Source organism: Xanthomonas sp. NCPPB 4467 (genome assembly GCF_041475665.2).
GTDB classification, from domain to species: Bacteria; Pseudomonadota; Gammaproteobacteria; order Xanthomonadales; family Xanthomonadaceae; genus Xanthomonas; species Xanthomonas dyei.
On record NZ_CM191260.1, the window covers coordinates 2,447,378 to 2,468,181 of the forward strand.

The following is a 20,804-nucleotide window of genomic DNA, read 5'->3' on the forward strand; positions in this document are numbered from 1 at the left end:
TTGGCGGGAACACGCATGCAGCTTCGCTTCGCTCTTCTAGCCCTGGGTGTGCTCGCCGGCAGCGCGTATGCGCGCGATGCGGTGGTCGATGGCATCGTGTACGAAGAGCGCGACGGGCGTGCCGGTCGCGGCGCCGATGAGCCCGGTCTTGCCGATGTGGCGGTGTCCAACGGCACGCAGATCGTGCGTACCGATGCGCAAGGCCGCTATCGTTTGCCGGTGCGCGAGGGGCAGACGGTGTTCGTGATCAAACCGGGCGATCGCAGTTTTGTACGTGCCGCCGACGGCTTGCCCGGGTTCTGGCGGCACTACGCGCCGCGCGGTTCGATCAAGCGCAAGTATCTAGGCATCGCCGCGACCGGTCGCAAGATGCATGACTGGGATTTCGCGCTGACGCCGCGTTCGGAAGCGGCAGGCAGCGGGTTCGACATGCTGGTGTTTGCCGACAGCCAGACCGCCAGCCTCACCGATGTGGGCTATTACCAGCGCGATATCGTGGCGCCGCTGGTCGGCAAGACCGCCGCCCGGCTCGGTACCACATTGGGCGACATCGTCAGCGACGATCTGAGCCTGTATCCGGCCTTGAACAAGGTCACCACGCAGCTCGGCGTGCCGTGGTTCCATGTGCCCGGCAATCACGATCTGAATGTCGATGCCGGCGACGATCTGCAGTCGCTCGACAGCTGGCGTGCGGTGTACGGGCCGGACACCTACGCGGTGGAAGAAGCCAACGCCAGCTTCGTGTTTCTGGACGATGTGATCTATACGCCCGGCGGCAAGCCGGCATATGTGGGCGGCCTGCGCGAAGACCAGTTCGTGTTTCTGCAGAGCTATCTGGCGCAGCTGCCACGCGAGCGCCTGCTGGTGCTGGGCATGCATATCCCATTGTTCGATGCAGCCCCGGGGCAGGAGACCTTCCGGCATGCCGACCGCAGCCGCCTGTTCGCGCTGCTGAAGGACTTCCCGCATGTGCTGGTGCTCAGCGCGCACAGCCACACGCAGCGGCAGGTGGAGCATGGCGCGGACGAAGGCTGGCAGGGCGCGCGCCCGTTGCACGAATACAACGTTGGCGCCGCCTGCGGTGCGTTCTGGTCCGGGGTCAAGGATGCCGACGGTATTCCCGATGCGACGATGAGCGACGGCACGCCCAACGGTTATGCAGTGCTGAAGGTCGCTTCCAGCGGCGACTACACCCTGGCCTATCACGTCGCACGCGCGGCCGACGATGCACAGCTATCGCTGTCTGCGCCCAAGGTGCTGCGGCAGGGTGCGTATCCGGCCTGGGGCGTGTACGCCAATGTGTTCATGGGGCAGGACAGCACCGTGGTGGAGTCGCGTATCGATGCTGGGCCGTGGCAGGCGATGAAGCGCGTCGAGCGTGCGGACCCGGGGCTGCTTGCGGAAAACGCGCGCGACGATGCAGCGCCGGAACTGCGTGGTTACGACCGCTCGCCCGAAGCCACGCCATCGACGCATCTGTGGCGCAGTGCGTTGCCCACCACGCTCGGCGTTGGCGAACATGTCGTCGAGGTGCGCGCTACTTTGCCAACCGGGCAATACAGCGCACGCACGGTGTATCGCTTGCAGCGCGCCGACCCTTGAGCAGATGCGCGCGTGCAAGGCGGCGCAGCAGTTCGTGGCGGTAACGCCCGTCGCGCCCAAGGACGCTCCTACGGCATCGCTGGGGGAATCGGTATCGAGCCCCACAAACGCAAACGCCTCCACGAAGGAGGCGTCTTGAGATCCGGGCTGGCAGGCGAAGGCGCGCTGGCGAAGATCTGTGCTGGCTGGCGAAGTGCTTGCTGGCTGCGCGAGTGTAGCGATGCGCAGACATTACTGGCGAAATGAGAATTAGTCTCAGCGCGTCGGCTTTATCGCGATGATGCGGGCGTCGTGCGAATCGGCGCTTTGCGTCGCGACGCAGTCGATGCTGGCGTAGCTGCTCCCGCCGTATCGGCTGCCGGTTCGGCGTCAGCGTCGCGCTGCGCTTCGGCGTCCATCTCGGCGTTGGGGTCGTCCTCCAGCGGCGGATAAGGATAGGCAACTGCCGGGCCAAGGTGCAGCCCGGCGCGCCAGCGCGCCAGTACCGGCGCAATGCGCCTGCCCAGCGATTGTTGCGGCAATGACGGCAACTCGCCGTCCTGTTTCTCGCGCGCGGTGATCGCGGTCTTGGCGATGTCGAAGGCGGCCAGCGGATCGTCGCTGCGGTTCATCGCATCGATCAGCCAGGCTTGGCCGAAGTAGGTGGCATTGGACGTGTTGCCGCAGCCGAACGATGGCCGATCGGCACGTGCCGCGGTCAGGACTAGCGTGTCCGGCGAGCGCAGCGCCGGAATGAAGCCGCCCGAATAGCAGGCCGACAGCACGATGATGCGATTGTCGATACCGGCATCGTCCAGCGCCTTGCGCAGATCCTGCGGGCTGATGAAGTCTTCTTCGTTCTGATCCACCTGCACGTACAGCGTGTGATCTTCGGTGCCGTGGGTGGTGACGAACAGCAGCAGCGCATCTTCCTTGCGATTCATGCGCTTACCGATCGCAGCGAGCGTGTCGTAGAGATTGTCGTAAGTCGCCAACGGTGCGTACGGCTGCTCGCCCAGATTGTCCGGATTGTTGACCAGCGCGACCACGCGGCCGCGCGCGTCGAAGCGTTGTTCGAACAATTGTTTGAGGTACAGCGTTTCGTTGCGAAACACGTCGTCGCTGGCATCGCCGGCAAAGCCGACGACATACAGATCGGTGACGCCGGGGCGCTGCGGCTGCACGGCGGCCAGCGCTTTTTTCAGCGCGGCCTGGTCGACCGGGTCCACCTGCGCCGCGTCGTCCGCGGTGGGTGCCGGCAACGCCGCACCCGCATCGGGATGACAGCCGGCAACCAGCAAGACCACGGCGAGCAGCACCAGCATCCGGCGTGTCAACGCGTGCGACGCCAAGGGTGATTGGAACGATGGGGACAACGCCGATGCCTCGATGATGCGTGGAATGGGAGAGTGTGGAGCGGTCGATCGAACGTTGCATCTGGCGACTGCGACTGCCCTCAGACAGATGCGGAGACTGCTCAAGCCGGCAGCAACGTGGCGCAGATCAGAACGCATCGTCCAGCCTTGCAAGCCGCTGCGCATCGTCTTCCACCCCGTCGTTGGCGCATGCATCAGCTGGCGAACCAGCTAATCCACTGACGCATGCACTAGCTGGCAAGCGCCAAGCCAGCCTGCTTCGGTGGCTTCAACGGCTGTGCTGCTTGCAAGATGCCCTCATGCGACCGCAATCAGTCGTCTTATGAGAGCCAATCCGTCACACGACGCTTCGGTCCAAGTGACTGGAGGTCCTACGTCCAACGCATCACACACGGCGTTCTTGCAACCTCACCGGCCGCCGCACCGCGGCAGCCGATGTCTCAGCGAACCTGCCGGCTCAAAACACCAGCTGCGAAAAACTTTCCACGCGCAGGTGGCTGCCCACGTCATCGGCCGAGCGCGGCGTTGGATAGTCTTCGCGGCGGTCCAGCAGCGCGGTGCGCATACCGGTGCGCTTGGCGGCGTCGAGCTCTTCGATCACGTCCGACAAGAACAGGATCTCCGTTGCAGGCTTGCCGATGCGCTCGATAATGCGGCGATAGCTGGCACTCTCGCGCTTGGGGCCAACCTCGGTATCGAACCAGTCGGTGATCAAACCACTCAGGTCGCCCGCATCGCTATGGGCGAAGAACAGCTTCTGCGCCGGCACCGAGCCGGACGAATACACGTACAGCGGAATGCCCTGCGCGTGCCAGGCCTGCAGCTGGATCGCCGCATCGGCATAGATGTGCGCGGTGAAGTCGGCGGTCTTGTAGCCGTCGCCCCAGATCAGGCCTTGCAAGGCCTTGAGCGCGGTGTGCTTGCGGTCCTCGTCGATCCAGGTCTGCAGCGTGGTGATCAACACCTCGTCCGGCACGTCTTCGCCGATCTCGTCGGCCACCTGGTTGAGCCAGTGACGCACCTGCGGGTGGTTGCCGTGCTCGCGCACGTAGGCGGGCACGGCGCGGCGTGCATACGGGAACAGCACGTCCTTGACGAACGAAATGCTGCTGGTCGTACCTTCGATATCGGTGAGGATCGCTTGCGGTCGTGTCATCGTCAGCTGGCCTTATGAGGTGTCTCGGGGGCGTAGCGGGGGAATTGTTTGGCGATTTCGGTGCCGGTGAAATGTCCGACCCAGCCGTCCGGCTCGGTGAAGAAGCGAATCGCCACAAAATGCGGCTCCGGCCCCATGTCGAACCAGTGCAAGGTGCCATCGGGCACTGCGATCAGGTCGTCCTTGACGCACTCGATCTCATAGACCTTGGCATCCACGTGCAGCGTGAACAAGCCCGAGCCGGCGACGAAGAAGCGCACCTCGTCTTCCTTGTGGAAGTGTTCGTCCAGGAACTTTGCGCGCATTTCTTCGCGCTTGGGGTTATCCGGCGCGACGCTCACCACGTCCACGGTCTTGAAGCCGCGCTCGCGACTGATGCGGTCGATATCGGTGCGATAGGCGGCCATCACCTGTTCGGGCGTGGCGCCGGGTTCGACCGGCTGGCTGGCAGCCCAGCGCTCGAAGGTGACGCCGATCTTGACCAGCTCGGCGGCAATCGCATCGCCATCGCGGCTGTCGAATTCCGGTGTGGTCGGGTTGGTGTCGGCAAAGATACGCAGTCGGCTCATGGCGGTCTGGCTCACGAATGGGGGACGGACAACACTCAGCGCGGGCCGCGCAGTTTCAGCAGTTCGAGTTCGCAATGCAGCAGGAATTCGAACGCTTCCAGATGGCGGCGTGCCTCGGCCATGTTGCGGCCCCAGGCATACAGGCCGTGTCCTTCGATGAGATACCCCCACATGCTCTGTTTGTCCAGCAAGGCGTCGACCTGCGCGGCCAGCACCTGCATGTCCTGGGTGTTGGCGAACACCGGCACGTCCACCGCGGTTTCGTGGGTGGTATTGCCTTCGAAGGCCTTGAGCAGTTCGTAGCCTTCCAGGCGGATCACGCCGCTGCCGGCATACAGGCGGGACGCAATCGTCTGCACTGGCGAATGCGTGTGCAGCACGCAGCCGATCTCCGGGAAGCGGCGATACAGCTGGGTATGGAGCAAGGTTTCGGCGGATGGACGCAGCGGGCGGCCGACGGCCTGGCCATCGAAGTCCACCACCATGATGTCTTCTTCGACCAAGCGACCCTTGTCGCGGCCGGACACGGTGATCGCGGCGTGCTGTTCGTCAAGACGATGAGAGAAATTGCTGCTGGTGGCGGGCGTCCAGCCGGCCTGGGCCAGCTCGCGGATGTTGCCGATCAGCAACTGCGCCAGCTCGTGCAAACGGGCGGCGCTATAGGGCAGGGGGGCAGTGGTCGCATTCATGGCGTCATTCTACTGCCCCACCGGATTACGGTCAGGTGCAGCGCAGCAGGGTGTTTGCCCTGTCACGCCCAGACATAGCACCTGCGTTCGCTCAGCGGCTGTCGCGCAGACGGCTGTGGCGATAGCCGTAGCCGAAATAGACCACCAGCCCGACCAGGGTCCATAGCCCCATCAGCATCCAGTTGTGCAGGGTCATTGCCGACAGCAGCGCCAGGCAGCTCAGGACACCGGCGCTGCAGATCAACCACGCGGCCGGCATGCGGAACGGACGCGGCAGTTCCGGATGCGTGCGGCGCAGGATCAAGACACCGGCGCACACGGCAGCGAAGGCGATCAGCGTGCCCATCGAGGTCAGCTCGCCCAGCACATCCAGCGGGAAGATGGCAGCCAGTAGTGCGATACCTACACCGGTGATGACGGTATTGATGTGCGGCGTGCGGTACTTGGGATGGATGCGAGTGAAGATCGACGGCAGCAGGCCATCGCGCGCGATGATCATGAAGATGCGCGGCTGCCCGATGATCATCACCAGCACCACCGACGACAACCCGATCAGCGCGCCCACTTCCACCACCACCCGCAACCAGGCCAGCTGCGGATGCGCGGCTACAGCCGTCACCACAGGCTCATCGGTACCCAGCTGGGTGAACGGCACCAGGCCGGTCATCACCGCGGCCATGGCGATATACAGCACGGTGCAGACCACCAGCGACAACATCATGCCGATCGGCAGATCGCGTTGCGGCCGGTGCGATTCCTGCGCCGCCACCGACACCGCTTCGAAGCCGATATAGGCGAAGAACACCATCGCGGCGCCGCGCAGCACACCTTCCATGCCGTACTTGCCCGGTGCTACGTTGGCGGGGATGAAGGGATGCCAATTGGCCGGGTCCACGTACTTCCAGCCTGCCGCGATGACCAGGATGATCAGCCCGGTCTTGAGGATCACCATCGCCATGTTCATCGCCGACGACTTGCGGATGCCGACATAGCATAGCCAGGTCAGCAACAGCACGATGGCAGCAGCAGGCAGGTTGGCGATCGCACCGGTGCGTTGCAGCTTGCCGTCCAGCGGTGCGCTGACCAGGGCGGCCGGCAAATGGATGCCGAAGTGTTCCAGCAGGCTGAGGAAATAGCCGGTCCAGCTGACCGCCACGGCCGAGGCGGAGACGCCGTATTCCAGCACCAGCATCCAGCCGATGAACCAGGCCGCCAACTCGCCGAAGGTGGCGTAGGTATAGGTGTAGGCGCTGCCGGACACCGGCACCATTGCGGCAAATTCGGCGTAGGCCATGGCGCAGAACGCGCAGCAGATCGCCGCGAGCACGAACGACAGCACGATCGCAGGGCCGGCATGGTCGGCCGCCGCCTGGCCGGTGATCACGAAGATACCGCCGCCGATCACCGCGCCGATGCCCAGGGCGGTCAGCCCCCAGGGACCGAGCGCGCGTTGCAGACCCAGCCCGTCGGCCGCCTCATGGCTGGCGTGCGGGTGTTTGGTAGCCCAAAGTTGTTTGAACATGGAGCGATTCCTGTTGAATCCCTGCGCGTGACGGTGCGTGCTTGTGCGGGATGTGCGGGCTGTTGTGAGGGACTCGCGTTTTCAAATCTCCGCACACGGATGTGCGGGCTGTTGCGAGGGACTCGCAATCAAGCCTTGCGGGCCAGACGACTATGGCGGATGCCGTAGCCGAAATAGATGAACAGGCCGATCACGGTCCAGCCCACGAACACCTTCCAGTGCTCCTGGAAGGCCTGGAAGAACAGGAACAGGCAGGCCAATGCGCCCAACGGGCAGATCACCATTGCCAACGGCACCCGGAACGGGCGCTCCAGCTCGGGCTTGGTGAAGCGCAGCACCATCACGCCGGCGCACACGGTGGCGAAAGCGAGCAGGGTGCCCATCGACACCAGTTCGCCCAGCACATTCAACGGAATCACCCCGGCCAGCAGCGCCGCGACCACACCGACGAAGATGGTGCCGACGTAGGGCGTGTGGAATTTCGGGTGCACCTTGCCGAACAGTTTGGGCATCAACCCATCCTTGGCCATGGTGTAGAAGATGCGCGGCTGCGCCATCAGCATCACCAACACCACCGAAGACAGGCCGGCGATCGCGCCAATCTCCACCGCGGTCTTGAGCCAGCTCAATTGCGGGTGCGCTTCCAGCGCGGTGGCCACCGGCTTGGCCGTGCCGAGCTGGGTGTAGGGCAGCAGTCCGGTCAACACCGCACAGACGATGATGTAGATGACGGTGCAGATCGCCAGCGACACCAGGATGCCGATCGGCATGTTTTTCTGCGGGTCCTTGGTCTCGCCGGCAGAGGTGGAGACTGCGTCGAAACCGATGTAGGAGAAGAACACGATGGACGCCGCGCGGAACACCCCATCCCAGCCGAATTGGCCCGGGCCGGTATTTTCCGGGATGAAGGGGTGCCAGTTCGCCGGGTCGATATAGGCGATGCCGAAACCGACGAACAGGCAGATCACCACCACCTTGATCGCCACCACGATCGCGTTGGCGAACGCCGATTGGGTGACGCCCACGTAGCACAGCATGCTCACCGCGGCGACGATCAACACCGCCGGCAGGTTGACGATGTTGCCGGAGCTGACAAAGCCATGACCGTCCCAGGCCAACGGCGCACCCGCAAGTTCTGCCGGGAACGGCAATCCGAGCGTGCCGGTCAGGAAGCTGATGAGGTAGGCGGACCAACCGACCGCGACGCTGGAACCGGCAAACAGGTATTCCAGCACCAGGCACCAGCCGATGAACCAGGCGATGCCTTCGCCGAGGGTTGCATACGAGTACGAATAGGCGCTGCCAGAGACCGGCATCATCGCCGCGAATTCGGCGTAGCACAGGCCGGCGAAGGCGCAGGCGATACCGGCGAAGACGAACGACAGCATCACTGCGGGGCCGGCGTGATTGGCCGCGGCCTGCCCGGTCAACACGAAGATACCAGCGCCGATCACCGCGCCGATGCCGAGCATGATCAGGTGCTTGGCGGTGAGGGTCCGTTGCAGCGTCGCTTCGCCCTGCAGGCTGCCTTCGACCGGTTCGCCCGCATCCACATGTCCAGCGGGCTCGATCGGTTTGACCCTCAACAGAGACTTCAGCATTCGGTACATCCCTAAGTGGCAGAACGGAGGCGCGCGCGCCTGGGCGAAGGTGTGCGCCGCATCCCGATGGGACAGGCAAGCGGCCTACCTTGCCAAAGCTACACGCTCACGACAAGCGCGTACGCAGCATGAATGGCGATAATGGTCGCTGATCCATGCGCAACCGAGAACGCCAGATGGTGGATGCAACCCTGCGGCAGCAACTGGCTGCCTACTGTGCACGTTGGCCGGACGAGGCCGAGGTGGCCGACCAGTTCGTGCAGCTGCTGGACGATGCTACCGATCCGTTCGTGCGCGAGCGTGTCGAAGGTCATTTCACCGGCTCGGCCTGGGTGGTCAGTGCCGACGGCAGCCGCACGCTGCTGACCCACCACCGCAAGTTGCAACGCTGGCTGCAGCTGGGCGGCCACGCCGACGGCGACCGCGATCTGGCGCAGGTGGCGCTGCGCGAAGCCGAAGAAGAATCCGGTCTGACCGGTTTGCGGCTGGCAGATGCCGAGCTGTTCGACCTGGACCGTCACTGGATTCCCGCGCGCGGCGAGGTAGCGGGGCACTGGCATTTCGACGCGCGATACGTAGTGGTCGCAGGCGCGGACGAAGCGTTCGACGTCAGCGAAGAGTCGCTGGCCCTGGCATGGCGCCCGATTGCCGAGCTGCTGGCCGAGCCAGAGCTGGATCCGTCGATGCGGCGTATGGCCGAGAAGTGGGTGACCCGAGGCGTGTGATGGGTGCTCAGGGCGTGCGCCCTCATCCGCCCTGCGGCCACCTTCTCCCGCAGGCGGGAGAAGGGATCAAGCGCGCGAGAAGGGATCAGGTGGGAGAAGGGATCAGGTGGGAGAAGGGATCAGGCGGCAGAAGGGATCAGGCGGCAGAAGGGATCAGGTGGGAGAAGGGATCAGTTGGGAGAAGGGATCAGTTGGGAGAAGGGAGCTGGCGGCAGAGGGCGGCAGAAGGCAGCAAGCGGGAGCAGGGGCCAGGTGGAGAAGGATGACCTGCACTCCCTTCTCCCGCTTGCGGGAGAAGGTGGCGCAACGCGCCGGATGAGGGCCGTTCCTGCACCGATACCTCAATACAAAATCCGCGTCCGCAATGTCCCTTCGATCAAGGCCAGGCCTTCCTTCAGCGCGGTGGCCTGCGCTTCGCTGGCGCTGACGTCGATCACCACGTAGCCGACCTTGGCATCGGTACGCAGGAACTGGCCGTCGATGTTGACGTTGTGGCGCGAGAACAACTCGTTGATCTTGGACAGCACACCCGGCACGTTGCGGTGGATGTGCAGCAGTCGCAGGCTGTCGGGGTGCTCGGGCAGCGTCACTTCCGGGAAATTCACCGCCGACAAGGTGCTGCCGTTATCGCTGTAGCGCACCAGCTTGGCGGCCACTTCGATGCCGATATTGTCCTGCGCTTCCAGTGTGCTGCCGCCCACGTGCGGGGTCAGGATCACGTTGTCGTGCGCAATCAACGGCGATTCGAATGCATCGCCGTTGCCCTTGGGCTCGACCGGGAACACGTCCACCGCCGCGCCGCCGATGTGGCCGGAGGTAAGCGCCGCATCCAGCGCATCGATGTCGATGACGGTGCCGCGCGAGGCATTGATCAAATGCGCGCCAGGCTTCATGCGGGCGATTTCTGCCGCACCGATCATGTCCTTGGTGGATGGCGTCTCCGGCACGTGCAGGGTCACCACGTCCGAGCGCGCCAGCAGGTCGTCCAGATCGATCGCCGCACGGGCATTGCCGAGCGACAGCTTGGTTTCGATGTCGTGGAAGATCACCTGCATCCCCAAGGATTCGGCCAGTACGCCAACCTGGGTGCCGATGTGGCCGTAGCCGACGATGCCCAACACCTTGCCGCGCGTTTCGTGGCTGCCAGCGGCCGATTTGGACCAGCCGCCGCGATGGCATTGCGCATTTTTCTGCGGAATGCCGCGCAATAGCAGGATCGCCTCGGCGATCACCAGCTCGGCCACGCTGCGGGTGTTGGAGTAGGGTGCGTTGAACACCGGAATGCCGGCCAGCTCGGCCGCGTCCAGGTCGACCTGATTGGTGCCGATGCAGAAGCAGCCCACCGCGATCAGCCGCTTGGCATGCGCCAGCACCTCGGCGCTCAACTGCGTGCGCGAGCGGATGCCCACGATATGCGCATCGGCGATGCGCGCGATGAGTTCGTCTTCGGGCAACGACTTGGCGTGCAATTCGATCTGCGAATAACCGGCGGCGCGGAAGACATCCACGGCGGTCGGGCTGATGCCTTCCAGCAACAGGACGCGGATGTCCTGCTTGGGGAACGAGGTTTTCTTCGGCGACATGGGGGAGCGCATTGCAGCAATCGGGTCGGCAACTATGCCAGAAGGGGTGCCGGATGGGGCGCTTGTCATGCAGCGGTTGAATGCGGCAATCCCTTGCGCTGTAACGGTTTCAGCTGAATCCAACGCCGCGACGGCACACCGCATCGCAACTGGACGAGTCCGGCGCGCACTGGCACGCTGTGCGGTTCCTACTGCCGCGCCGTGCCCCATGACCGATCCCCGCATTCTTTCGTTGCAACAGGCCGTGCCGGCATTGCGTGTGAAAACCGAGCCGGCCGACCTGGAGCATTACGGCCGCGACTGGACCCGGCGCTGGACGCCAAACCCGCTGGCCATCGCACTGCCAGGCTCGGTCGAAGACGTGCAGGCCGTGGTGCAATGGGCCAATGCGCAAGGCGTGGCGGTGGTGCCATCGGGCGGCCGTACAGGGTTGTCCGGTGGCGCGGTGGCCGCCAACGGCGAGCTGGTGCTCAGCCTGGAACGCTTGAACAAGCCGTTGGACTTCAACGCGGTGGATCGCACCCTCACCGTGCAGGCCGGCATGCCGCTGGAAGCGGTACACAACGCCGCGCGCGAGCATGGGTTGGTGTATCCGGTGGATTTCGCCGCACGCGGGTCCTGCTCGATCGGCGGCAACATCGCCACCAATGCCGGCGGCATTCGCGTGATCCGCTATGGCAATACCCGCGAGTGGGTGGCCGGTTTGAAAGTGGTCACCGGTGGCGGCGAGTTGCTCGAGCTCAACAATGCGTTGGTGAAAAATTCCAGCGGCTACGATTTCCGTCATCTGATGATCGGTTCCGAAGGCACGCTCGGCATCGTGGTCGAAGCGACGCTGCGGCTGACCGACCCGCCGCCGCCGAGCAATGTGATGCTGCTGGCACTGCCGTCGTTCGAGGTGTTGATGCAGGTGTTTGCCGCGTTTCGCGCGCAGCTGCGTCTGGAAGCGTTCGAATTCTTCACCGACCGCGCGCTGGAGCACGTGCTCGCGCACGGCGCGCAGGCACCGTTTGCGCAGGTCCACCCGTATTACGTGGTCACCGAGTTTGCCGCCGGCGATGCAGCGCAGGAAGCCGCCGCGATGGCTGCCTTTGAAACCTGCATGGAGCAGGGCTGGGTCAGCGACGGGGTGATCAGCCAGAGCGATGCGCAGGCCGCGCAACTGTGGCGGCTGCGCGAGGGCATCACCGAAGCGGTGGCGCGCTATACGCCGTACAAGAACGACGTGTCGGTGCGCATCTCGGCAATGCCGGCGTTTCTGGCCGAAACCCAGGCGTTGCTCGGCCAGGCGTATCCGCACTTCGATGTGGTGTGGTTCGGCCATATCGGCGACGGCAACCTGCATATCAACGTGCTCAAACCCGCCGACACCAGTCAGGCCGAGTTCGTGACGGCCTGCGATCAGGTCACCAAGGTGCTGGCGCACGCCTTGCAGCGCTTTGGCGGCAGCATTTCCGCCGAACACGGCATTGGCCTGGTCAAGAAGCCGTACCTGTGGAGCACGCGCTCCGCCGCAGAAATTGCGCTGATGCGTGGCGTCAAACATGTGCTGGATCCTCATCTTTTGCTGAATCCCGGCAAGCTGTTCGACATGGACGAGCTGCCCGGCGCGACGCCTGCCGGGTAGTCTCTTCATCACCTCACATGGAATCGATACGCCGATGATGCGCTCTCTGGTGTTTTGTGCTTTGACCCTGCTGCCGCTGGCAGCTGCCGCATCCAGTCTTGCGGGGACTTCGGCCGGTGCATCGTCTGCCGGTTCGTCCAACAGCAGCAGTTCCGGCGACGACAAGGTGGTTGCCGACGCACGCGAAGATGCGGCCGGCTTCGTCGCCAGCGATGGCGCCATTCGCGGCGCGCGTCTGGAAGCGGCGTTGCTGCAATTGCGCAGTCGCAGCGATGCGGCGCGTGTGGCCAGCGATCTGGAACTGGCGCAGTCCATCCTGGCGCAGTGAATCGTCGCCGCCGGTGTGCATGGCTGTGGCTGGCCGCAGCGATCGCACCGGCGGCGCAAGCCCAATCGCAAGTTTCGCCCACGCTGCAGGTGTCGGTTGTCGCATCGGAGTTGACTGCGTCAGAGCGCGCTGCAAGCCAGGCGCTGGTGCAGCAGGTCGAACAACGGTTGCCGACGGGCTGGATGATGCGCGACGCGGCACCCATTCAATTGCAGTGGCGCCGCGATCTGCCGGCGCAAGTGCACGGCCGCGCGATCGGCAATCGCATCCTGCTCGATCAGACGCTGTTGGATGCCTGGAGCATGCAGTCCGCCAGCGCACGCTCCGACATCGGCGCGCCAGCCACGCGGGCGGCGATGGCAGCGTTGGTGCACGAATTGGCACATGTGCGCGATCGTGGAGCGGGCAGTGCGTTGTCGCGCGACCCACGCCTGCGCGATCTTGCCGGCTGGCAGGTGCGTCCCTGGCGAATCGGACGCGGCGCAAACCGCTTCAGCGACCGCAGTCCCGATGCTTACGAGCGGCATAGCCCGGCCGAATTTGTTGCGGTCAATCTCGAGCACTACGTGCTGGATGCGGACTATGCCTGCCGCCGTCCCGCGCTGGCGGCGTGGTTTTCCGAGCGGCTAGGACCGCCGCAGGACGCGGCAGCATGCGCGCCGACCTTGCCGTATCTGCAGGCCGACAACGATGCCGGTGCGATGTCGCTGCTGGCGTTGGACCCGGCGCGGGTCTATGCAGTGGACTATCTGCTTGCCGAAGGCAACGAACAGCCGATGAGTCGCTGGGGCCACAGCATGTTGCGGCTGGTGATCTGCGCGCCCGGTCGCGTGCCCGGGCCGGCGTGCCGGCTGGATCTGCAGTATCACCGCGTGCTGTCGTTTCGGGCATTCGTCGGTGATGTGCAGATCTCAAGCTGGCGTGGGCTGACCGGCTCGTATCCGTCGCGGCTGTTCGTGCTGCCGCTGAACCAGGTCATCGACGAATACACCAAGGTGGAACTGCGTGCCCTGTCGTCGGTGCCGCTGGCGCTGAGCCCGGATGAGATCGCCGCTTTGCTGACGCGCGCCGCGCAGGTGCACTGGAGCTACGACGGGCGCTATTACTTCATCAGCAACAACTGCGCGGTGGAAACCTACAAGTTGTTGCACGACGGGGTGCCGCGTCTGGCCGCAGCTGGGCTGTCGTCGATCACTCCGCGTGGCGTGCGCCAGCGCCTGCAGCGTGCCGGCCTTGCCGACCTGCGTGTGCTGGACGACCGCGCGCAGGCCACACGTCAGGGTTATTACTTCGAATCGGCGGCCGCGCATTATCAGGCCATGTTCGATGTGCTTCGGCGCGGCATCCCGGTGCCGCAGACGAGTGTGGCCCAGTGGTTGGATGCCGCGCCTGATGCACGCGCGCAGTGGTTCGAGCGCGGTGGCCTGCGCGAAACCGCAGCTGCATTGCTGCTGGAACAAGCCGCGTTACGGCGGCAGGAACTGGTGGCGCGCGATGCGCTCAAGCGCCTGTTGCGGCCCGGCATCGCCGAGCGTGCAGCAGTGCAGGATCAACTACAGAGTCTGTTCGCCCGGCAGGCGCAGCTCAGTCACCCGGCGGCGCTTCTCGATGGCTCCGGTTTCGATGGCCCCGGCTACGGATTGCCGCAGGCCGACGAGCAGCAACGTGTGAGCGCTAAGGTCGCCCGGGCGAGCAGCGGCCTGGCCGATGGGTGGAAGCAATTGCAGGCACTGGGCCGACAGCAGTTGCCGGCCGAGTTGCGTGCCGATCTGGAGCAGGGCGAGGCGAACGTCGAAACGCTGCGCGCACGATTGCGGATGCTTGCACAGCCGGTGCAGGCGGTTGCGTCGGTGCCGGTGCCGGCGCACCAGGCGCTTGGCGAGCAATAAGGTTGGCGTCTGCGTCGGTTGATGATGGCGCTACAGACATCGTGCAAGTGCAGTCGACAATCGGACAGGCGTGCGACTAAGTGGCGCTTCTAGACAGAGCGAGCGATTCGTTGCCGACGACCGCGCGCACGTAGCGTTCCCGCGCAAAAACCAGCGAAAAATGCGCGCTATTCAGCACGTTTCAGCATGGAAGAGCGGCTTGCTGCCATCGAGTGCGCAGCAAGCCGGTACGTCTCTCTGCACGTGCTGCTCAGCTCGCCGGCTGTAAATCCGCCTGGGTGGCGTACTGCCGCAACCACCGGCTCACCTGCGCATCGTTGCGGTAGCGCTGCAGCAGTTTGGCCAGGCGTGCCGGTGCGGGTGTGCAGAACTGCGCAACCGCCACTTCGATTTCGTGGCGACGGTCGGCGTCATACGGTTCTTCACCGGCGAAGTGTTCGCAGGTGTCGTAGTCCTCCACCAGCTTGCGCACATCCTCCGGCATGCCGCACAGGCCTGCCGGATGTTGCAGCCATTCGTCTTCCACCCTGGGATCGGTGCAGGCGACCGCAGCGGAGGCCGGCGCAGGGGCCGGTTCCGCGGTGCAGGCAGCCAGCAGCCCCAACGTCAGGGCAACGGCCAGGCGACGCATCAGTCGGCGCGTCCGGCAAATTCGCCGGTGGTGGTGTTGACCAGCACGCGCTCACCGTTGGTGATGTACTCGGGCACCATGATTTCCATGCCGGTGTTGAGCTTGGCCGGTTTGGGACGCTTGGTGGCGGTGCCGCCCTTGAGCTCCGGCGGCGTCTCGATCACTTCCAGCGTCACCGTCTGCGGCAACTGCACCGCCACCGGCTGGTCGTCGATCACCTGCACATAGATGCCGGTCAGACCATCGGTGATGTAGCCGGCATCGGTGCCGATCACATCGGCGTCCAGGGTGTAAGGCGTGAAATCTTCGTCGTCCATGAACACGAACGCCTCGCCATCCTTGTACGAAAACGTGGACAGGCGACGCAGCAGCTCCACTTCGGGCAGATTGTCGTCGGCATCGAAGCTGGCATCGGTTTTTACGCCGCCCGGCACGCTGTACATGATGAAGCGGAAGCGCACGTTGCCGCCGCGCCCTTGCGGCGAGCTGCGCTCGATGTCGCGAATCTGGTAAATGCCGCCGTTGTATTCGACGACGTTGCCTTTCTTGATGTCGTTAGCTTTCATGGGAATCGTGAGTAGGGAATAGGGAATTGGAAAAGCCGGTAGCGGGGTGCTGAGAGTAGGGCGCTGTTGCGATTCCCCATTCTCGATTCCCCATTCCCGGCCTACTTGGGCGCCAACCGCACGCCGCCGTCCAGGCGAATCGTTTCGCCGTTGAGGTAGCGGTTGCGCAGGATGAAGGCGACGGTGTCGGCGTATTCGTCGGGCTGGCCCAGGCGCGAGGGGAACGGGATGGAGGCGGACAGCGATTGCTGCACGGCCTCGGGCATGCCGTCGACCATCGGGGTCCAGAACACGCCGGGTGCAATCGTCATCACGCGGATGCCGAAGCGCGCCAGTTCGCGCGCCATCGGCAGGGTCATGCCGACCACGCCGCCCTTGCTGGCGGCGTAGGCCGCCTGGCCGATCTGACCTTCATAGGCGGCTACCGATGCGGTGTTGACGATCACCCCGCGCTCGCCATCGTCGCCGGCGGCGTTGTGCTGCATCACATCGGCCGCGGCCTTGGCGACATTGAAGCTGCCGACCAGGTTGACCAGCACGGTGGTGCGGAAGGTCGCCAACGGCATGGGCGCCTCCTTGCCCAGCACACGGCCGGCGCCGAGGATGCCGGCGCAGTTCACCGCAAGATTCAGCCCGCCCAGCGCTTGCGCGGCCTGCGCGATATTGGCGGACACCTGCGCTTCGTCGGTGACATCGGTGGCGAAGTAATGCGCGTTGCCGGCACCCAGCAAGGCCAGCGCCGCATCGGCCTTGTCGGCATTGACGTCGAACAACGCGACCTTGCCGCCGTCTGCAACGATGCGTTGCGCCACTGCCAGGCCCAGGCCGGACACGCCGCCGGTGATGACGGCAAGAACAGAGGATGACTGCATGCGGTGGTTCCCTGGTAGAGACATGACTGCCGACGGCTGCCGGCACGCCAACGGTGGCCGAGACGGCCGGCAATTCTAGCCGAAGCCTTTGCGCGATCGTGCCGGGGGATGCTTGTGCTGCAGCGGCAGCGGCGCGGTGTCAGCCGGCGGCCGCCAGCGCCTTGCCGACCTTGCTGCCGGTGTCGCGGCCCAGGAGCTGCGCCAGCCAGCGGCCGGTGTGGGCGAGGGCAGGCAGGTCGATCCCGGTCGAGATGCCCAGGCCGTGCAACAGATACACCACGTCTTCGCTGGCGATATTGCCGCTGGCGCCCTTGGCGTACGGGCAACCACCGGCGCCGGACACCGCGGCATCGACCACGCGCACGCCTTGCTCCAGGCAGGCGGCGATATTGGCCAGCGCCTGCCCGTAGGTGTCGTGGAAATGCACCGCCAGTGCGTGCATCGGCACCACCTCTGCCACTGCGGCCAGCATCTGGCGCGCCTTGCGCGGGGTGCCGACGCCGATGGTGTCGCCCAGCGAAATTTCGTAGCAGCCGAGTGCGTACAGCCGCTGCGCGACGTCCACCACGTCGGCCACTGGCACCTCGCCTTGATACGGGCAACCCAGCACCGTGGAGACGTAGCCGCGCACGCGTACGCCGTCGCTGGCAGCCTGTGCAAGGATCGGCCGGAACCGCTCGATCGATTCGTCGATACCGGCATTGGTATTGGTGCGGTTGAAGGCCTCCGACGCTGCGGTGAAGACCGCCACTTCCTGCGCGCCGGCCGCCTGCGCACGGGTGTAACCCTGCAGGTTCGGCACCAGCACCGGATAGGCGATGCCGGACGCCTGGGTGATGCCGGCCAGGACCTCGGCCGCGTCGGCCAGCTGCGGCACCCAGCGCGGGCTGACGAAGCTGGTCGCCTCGATGGTGCGCAGGCCGGTGGCCGACAACCGATCGATCAACGCGATCTTGTCGGCGGTGGCGACCGGCTGCGCCTCGTTCTGCAGCCCATCGCGCGGGCCGACCTCGACAATGCGCACGAAGTCGTTCATGCGCGAGCCCCGCCGCGCACAACGGCCAACGCACTCATGCCGCGTTCTCCGGCACCCAGGCCGGCGAGCGTTTTTCCAGGAATGCGCCCAGGCCCTCCTGACCTTCCGGAGAGACGCGCAAGCGGGCGATCCATGCGGCGTTGGCGGCATCGACGGCATCGCGGTCGGCGGCTGGCAGCACCGAGCGGACCAGCGACTTGGCCGTGCTGGCGGCCAGCGGCGCGGCCGCCAGCAGCAGGCGCACCTGCCGCTCCACCGCGATGTCTAGTTGATCGGCCGCCACCAGTTGATGCAGCAGCCCCAACAACTGCGCGGTACCGGCGTCGAAGATCTCGCCGGTGGCGAACCAACGGCGCGCCTGGCGTGCGCCGATGGCGGCGATGACATACGGCGAAATCACCGCGGGCAAGAGCCCGAGCTTGCTTTCGGTCAGGCCGAAGCGCGCCTCGGTGCAGCCGATGGCGATATCGCAGCACGCCACCAGTCCCACGCCGCCGCCGAAAGCTGCGCCGTTGACGCGCGCGATGGTGGGTTTGGGTAGTTCGTCGAGCGTACGCATCAGGCGCGCCAGCGCCAACGCATCGGCGGCATTCTCGGCCTCGCTGGCGGTGGCCATACCGCGCATCCAGTGCAGGTCGGCGCCGGCAGAGAAGGCGCCCCCGTCACCGGTCAGGATCACCACGCGAATGTGCGCCGCCGTGCCGGCCTGCCGCAACGCGTCGGTCAACGCGGCAATCAAGGTCGCATCGAAGGCGTTGTGCACGGTCGGGCGGTGCAGCCGCAGCGTGCGGACCGGTCCGTGGTCCTCAACGATCAAGCCGGTGTCCTGCATTGCGGATGCGTCCATGAATGGGATGCGAACCATGATAGCGGCACGGGTCGCCGGAGCCATGACGCGGTGCGTCGATGCTAGAATTGAGAACCATTCCTAACAATCAGGCCGTCTTTGTGACGCTGTCCGACATGCCTATGCATCGCGCCGCCATCGTGGACTCCGTGGAGGATCGTCTCCCCAACGACACGATCGCCCGGCGCCTGCGCGAGCTGGGGTTTGTCGCAGGCGAGGAGGTCACCGTGTTGGCCACCGGGCCGGTCGGCCGCGAGCCATTGCTGGTGCAGGTCGGTTACACGCGTTTTGCCCTGCGCCGCAGCGAAGCCGCGCGCGTGCAGGTGCGGCCAGACGGAGCATCGGCATGAATGCGGCGGCCGTGCCGTTGCGTCTGGCGCTGGTGGGCAACCCCAACAGCGGCAAGACCGCGCTGTTCAATCAGCTCACCGGCAGCCGCCAGAAAGTGGCCAACTACACCGGCGTCACCGTCGAGCGCAAGGAAGGGCATTTCCGTGCGCCGTCCGGCCGCGACTTTGCGGTGCTCGATCTGCCCGGCGCCTACAGCCTGCAACCGGCCAGCCTGGACGAGGCGATCACCCGCGACCTGTGCCGTGGTTTCTACCCCGGCGAGCCGGCGCCGGACGTGCTGGTGTGCGTGATAGATGCCACCAATCTGCGCCTGCATCTGCGCTTTGCGCTGGAGCTGCGCGAGTTGGGGCGGCCGATGATCGTGGCACTGAACATGGTCGATGCGGCGCAACGGCGTGGCATCGTGATCGATCTGCCGGCCCTGGAGCAGGCGCTCGGCGTGCCGGTGGTGGAGACCGTGGCGGTGCGACGCGGCGGCGCCAAGGCGCTGGTCGAGCGCATCGATGCGCAGGCCGCCAGCCTGGCGGCACCGACCGCCACGCCGCCTGTCGACGGTAATTACCATGCGCAGGTTCGGCAGATCCTGAGCGCGGCGGTGACCATGCCGACGCGGACCTCGCGCGTGGACGATGCGCTGGACCGTTGGCTGCTGCATCCCATCTGGGGCTTGGTGACGCTGGCGGTGGTGATGTTCCTGATCTTCCAGGCGGTGTACGCCTGGGCCACGCCGCTGATGGACCTGATCGATGCCGGCACCGCACTGCTGGGCCAGTGGGTGGGCACCACGCTGCCGGAGGGCCCGCTCAACAGTCTGCTCAAGGACGGCATCATCGCCGGCCTGGGCGGGGTGATCGTCTTCCTGCCGCAGATCTTGATCCTGTTCGCCTTCATTCTGGCGCTGGAAGAATCCGGCTATCTGCCGCGTGCGGCATTCCTGCTCGATCGCATGATGGCGGCGGCCGGATTGTCCGGGCGCTCGTTCATTCCGTTGCTGTCGAGCTTTGCGTGCGCGGTGCCGGGCATCATGTCCACGCGCAGCATCCAGGATCCGCGCGATCGCCTTGCCACCATCATGGTCGCGCCATTGATGACGTGCTCGGCGCGGTTGCCGGTGTATGCGCTGCTGATCGGTGCGTTCATCCCGCAAAAAACCGTGTGGGGCATTTTCAATCAGCAGGGACTGGTGCTGTTTGCGCTGTATGCCGCCGCCATCGTCAGCGCGTTGCTGGTGTCGTGGACGATGAAGAAGTGGCGTCGCGACAAAAGCGAGCATCCCTTGATGCTGGAACTACCGTCGTACCGCGTGCCGCAGCTGCGCGACCTGGCCTTGGGCTTGTGGGAACGCGCGGTGATCTTTCTCAAGCGCGTCGGCGGCATCATCCTGGCGCTGACCATTCTGCTGTGGTTCCTGTTGTCGTTCCCGGCTGCGCCGGCCAATGCCACCTTGCCGCCGATCGACTACAGCTTTGCCGGCCGCATCGGCCACGCGATGGCGGTGTTCTTCGCGCCACTTGGCTTCAACTGGCAGATCTGCATCGCTCTGATTCCCGGCCTGGCTGCGCGCGAAGTGGCGGTGGCATCGCTGGCCACCGTCTATGCGTTGTCGGCTGCCGATGACGATGCAGCGGCGCAGGCCTTATCGCCGTTGATCAGCGACGGCTGGTCGCTGGCCACCGCGCTGTCGCTACTGGTCTGGTATATCTACGCGCCGATGTGCATCTCCACCCTGGCCACGATCAAGCGCGAAACCAACTCGTGGAAGCAGATGACCATCAGTGCGGTCTATCTGTTCGCACTGGCCTACCTTGCCTCGCTGGTGACTTACCAGCTGGCTGTGCTGTTTGGTGCCGGCTGA

Annotated in this window: 19 protein-coding genes; 7 read left to right on the forward strand and 12 right to left on the reverse strand. The window is 65.2% G+C overall.

What is annotated here, in order from left to right; genetic code table 11:
• Nucleotides 1-15: 15 nt before the first annotated feature.
• Nucleotides 16-1,602: a calcineurin-like phosphoesterase C-terminal domain-containing protein gene (locus ACCQ06_RS10690; RefSeq protein ID WP_228324161.1), complete on the forward strand. Its 1,587-nt coding sequence runs from the start codon at nucleotides 16-18 to the stop codon at nucleotides 1,600-1,602.
• 269 nt (nucleotides 1,603-1,871) lie between these two features.
• Here ACCQ06_RS10690 and ACCQ06_RS10695 read toward each other — a convergent pair whose 3' ends face one another.
• The 6 genes from ACCQ06_RS10695 to ACCQ06_RS10720 form a co-directional block, all read right to left on the reverse strand.
• On the reverse strand, nucleotides 1,872-2,906 hold the full coding sequence (locus ACCQ06_RS10695; protein WP_104615447.1) for a C13 family peptidase: 1,035 nt from the start codon (nucleotides 2,904-2,906) through the stop codon (nucleotides 1,872-1,874).
• A 508-nt stretch (nucleotides 2,907-3,414) separates the two neighbouring features.
• Nucleotides 3,415-4,113, reverse strand: coding sequence for an acireductone synthase (mtnC, locus tag ACCQ06_RS10700; RefSeq protein WP_316692332.1), 699 nt, complete (start codon nucleotides 4,111-4,113; stop codon nucleotides 3,415-3,417).
• A 2-nt stretch (nucleotides 4,114-4,115) separates the two neighbouring features.
• Nucleotides 4,116-4,682, reverse strand: a complete 567-nt coding sequence (locus ACCQ06_RS10705) for a 1,2-dihydroxy-3-keto-5-methylthiopentene dioxygenase (RefSeq protein ID WP_104615449.1) — start codon at nucleotides 4,680-4,682, stop codon at nucleotides 4,116-4,118.
• Between the two features lie 35 nt (nucleotides 4,683-4,717).
• Nucleotides 4,718-5,371 carry a methylthioribulose 1-phosphate dehydratase gene (locus tag ACCQ06_RS10710; RefSeq protein WP_104615450.1) on the reverse strand — a complete coding sequence of 218 codons (654 nt, stop codon included), beginning with the start codon at nucleotides 5,369-5,371 and terminating at the stop codon, nucleotides 4,718-4,720.
• 91 nt (nucleotides 5,372-5,462) lie between these two features.
• Nucleotides 5,463-6,893: an amino acid permease gene (locus ACCQ06_RS10715; protein ID WP_228324163.1), complete on the reverse strand. Its 1,431-nt coding sequence runs from the start codon at nucleotides 6,891-6,893 to the stop codon at nucleotides 5,463-5,465.
• Between the two features lie 128 nt (nucleotides 6,894-7,021).
• Nucleotides 7,022-8,494 carry an amino acid permease gene (locus ACCQ06_RS10720; protein ID WP_170068594.1) on the reverse strand — a complete coding sequence of 491 codons (1,473 nt, stop codon included), beginning with the start codon at nucleotides 8,492-8,494 and terminating at the stop codon, nucleotides 7,022-7,024.
• A gap of 176 nt (nucleotides 8,495-8,670) precedes the next feature.
• Between ACCQ06_RS10720 and ACCQ06_RS10725 the strand changes: the two genes are divergently transcribed.
• On the forward strand, nucleotides 8,671-9,219 hold the full coding sequence (locus ACCQ06_RS10725) for an NUDIX hydrolase (RefSeq protein WP_228324206.1): 549 nt from the start codon (nucleotides 8,671-8,673) through the stop codon (nucleotides 9,217-9,219).
• A gap of 341 nt (nucleotides 9,220-9,560) precedes the next feature.
• Here ACCQ06_RS10725 and serA read toward each other — a convergent pair whose 3' ends face one another.
• Complete coding sequence (gene serA, locus ACCQ06_RS10730; RefSeq protein ID WP_316692337.1) at nucleotides 9,561-10,802, reverse strand: phosphoglycerate dehydrogenase; 1,242 nt, start codon at nucleotides 10,800-10,802, stop codon at nucleotides 9,561-9,563.
• 208 nt (nucleotides 10,803-11,010) lie between these two features.
• Between serA and ACCQ06_RS10735 the strand changes: the two genes are divergently transcribed.
• The 3 genes from ACCQ06_RS10735 to ACCQ06_RS10745 are packed head-to-tail and all read left to right on the forward strand — an operon-like array spanning nucleotide 11,011 to nucleotide 14,646.
• Nucleotides 11,011-12,429: a D-2-hydroxyglutarate dehydrogenase gene (locus ACCQ06_RS10735; protein WP_316692338.1), complete on the forward strand. Its 1,419-nt coding sequence runs from the start codon at nucleotides 11,011-11,013 to the stop codon at nucleotides 12,427-12,429.
• Between the two features lie 34 nt (nucleotides 12,430-12,463).
• Entirely contained in the window at nucleotides 12,464-12,757 is a 294-nt protein-coding gene (locus tag ACCQ06_RS10740; RefSeq protein WP_104615455.1) for a DUF2388 domain-containing protein, read from the forward strand.
• A complete protein-coding gene (locus ACCQ06_RS10745; RefSeq protein WP_316692341.1) occupies nucleotides 12,754-14,646 on the forward strand; it encodes a DUF7844 domain-containing protein in 1,893 nt (630 codons plus the stop codon). Before ACCQ06_RS10740 ends, ACCQ06_RS10745 begins: the two co-directional genes overlap by 4 nt.
• A gap of 250 nt (nucleotides 14,647-14,896) precedes the next feature.
• Here the strand turns inward: ACCQ06_RS10745 and ACCQ06_RS10750 are convergent, their stop codons facing one another.
• The 5 genes from ACCQ06_RS10750 to ACCQ06_RS10770 all read right to left on the reverse strand — a co-directional run bounded on the left by ACCQ06_RS10750 (nucleotide 14,897) and on the right by ACCQ06_RS10770 (nucleotide 18,583).
• A complete protein-coding gene (locus tag ACCQ06_RS10750; protein ID WP_316692342.1) occupies nucleotides 14,897-15,277 on the reverse strand; it encodes a hypothetical protein in 381 nt (126 codons plus the stop codon).
• Nucleotides 15,277-15,843 carry an elongation factor P-like protein YeiP gene (gene yeiP / locus ACCQ06_RS10755; protein ID WP_104615458.1) on the reverse strand — a complete coding sequence of 189 codons (567 nt, stop codon included), beginning with the start codon at nucleotides 15,841-15,843 and terminating at the stop codon, nucleotides 15,277-15,279. The genes ACCQ06_RS10750 and yeiP overlap by 1 nt, the downstream gene beginning before the upstream one ends.
• Before the next feature lie 101 nt (nucleotides 15,844-15,944).
• Nucleotides 15,945-16,715: an SDR family oxidoreductase gene (locus tag ACCQ06_RS10760; protein ID WP_104615459.1), complete on the reverse strand. Its 771-nt coding sequence runs from the start codon at nucleotides 16,713-16,715 to the stop codon at nucleotides 15,945-15,947.
• A gap of 139 nt (nucleotides 16,716-16,854) precedes the next feature.
• Nucleotides 16,855-17,751, reverse strand: coding sequence for a hydroxymethylglutaryl-CoA lyase (locus ACCQ06_RS10765; RefSeq protein WP_316692345.1), 897 nt, complete (start codon nucleotides 17,749-17,751; stop codon nucleotides 16,855-16,857).
• Nucleotides 17,752-17,785: 34 nt separating this feature from the next.
• The gene (locus ACCQ06_RS10770; protein ID WP_228324208.1) at nucleotides 17,786-18,583 is read right to left on the reverse strand and encodes an enoyl-CoA hydratase-related protein; all 798 of its coding nucleotides are present in this window, start codon (nucleotides 18,581-18,583) and stop codon (nucleotides 17,786-17,788) included.
• A gap of 116 nt (nucleotides 18,584-18,699) precedes the next feature.
• On the opposite strand from ACCQ06_RS10770, the gene ACCQ06_RS10775 reads away from it, so the two are divergent.
• Nucleotides 18,700-18,948 (forward strand): FeoA family protein, encoded by a 249-nt coding sequence (locus tag ACCQ06_RS10775; protein ID WP_228324209.1) that lies wholly within the window; start codon nucleotides 18,700-18,702, stop codon nucleotides 18,946-18,948.
• Complete coding sequence (feoB, locus tag ACCQ06_RS10780) at nucleotides 18,945-20,804, forward strand: ferrous iron transporter B (protein ID WP_104615463.1); 1,860 nt, start codon at nucleotides 18,945-18,947, stop codon at nucleotides 20,802-20,804. Before ACCQ06_RS10775 ends, feoB begins: the two co-directional genes overlap by 4 nt.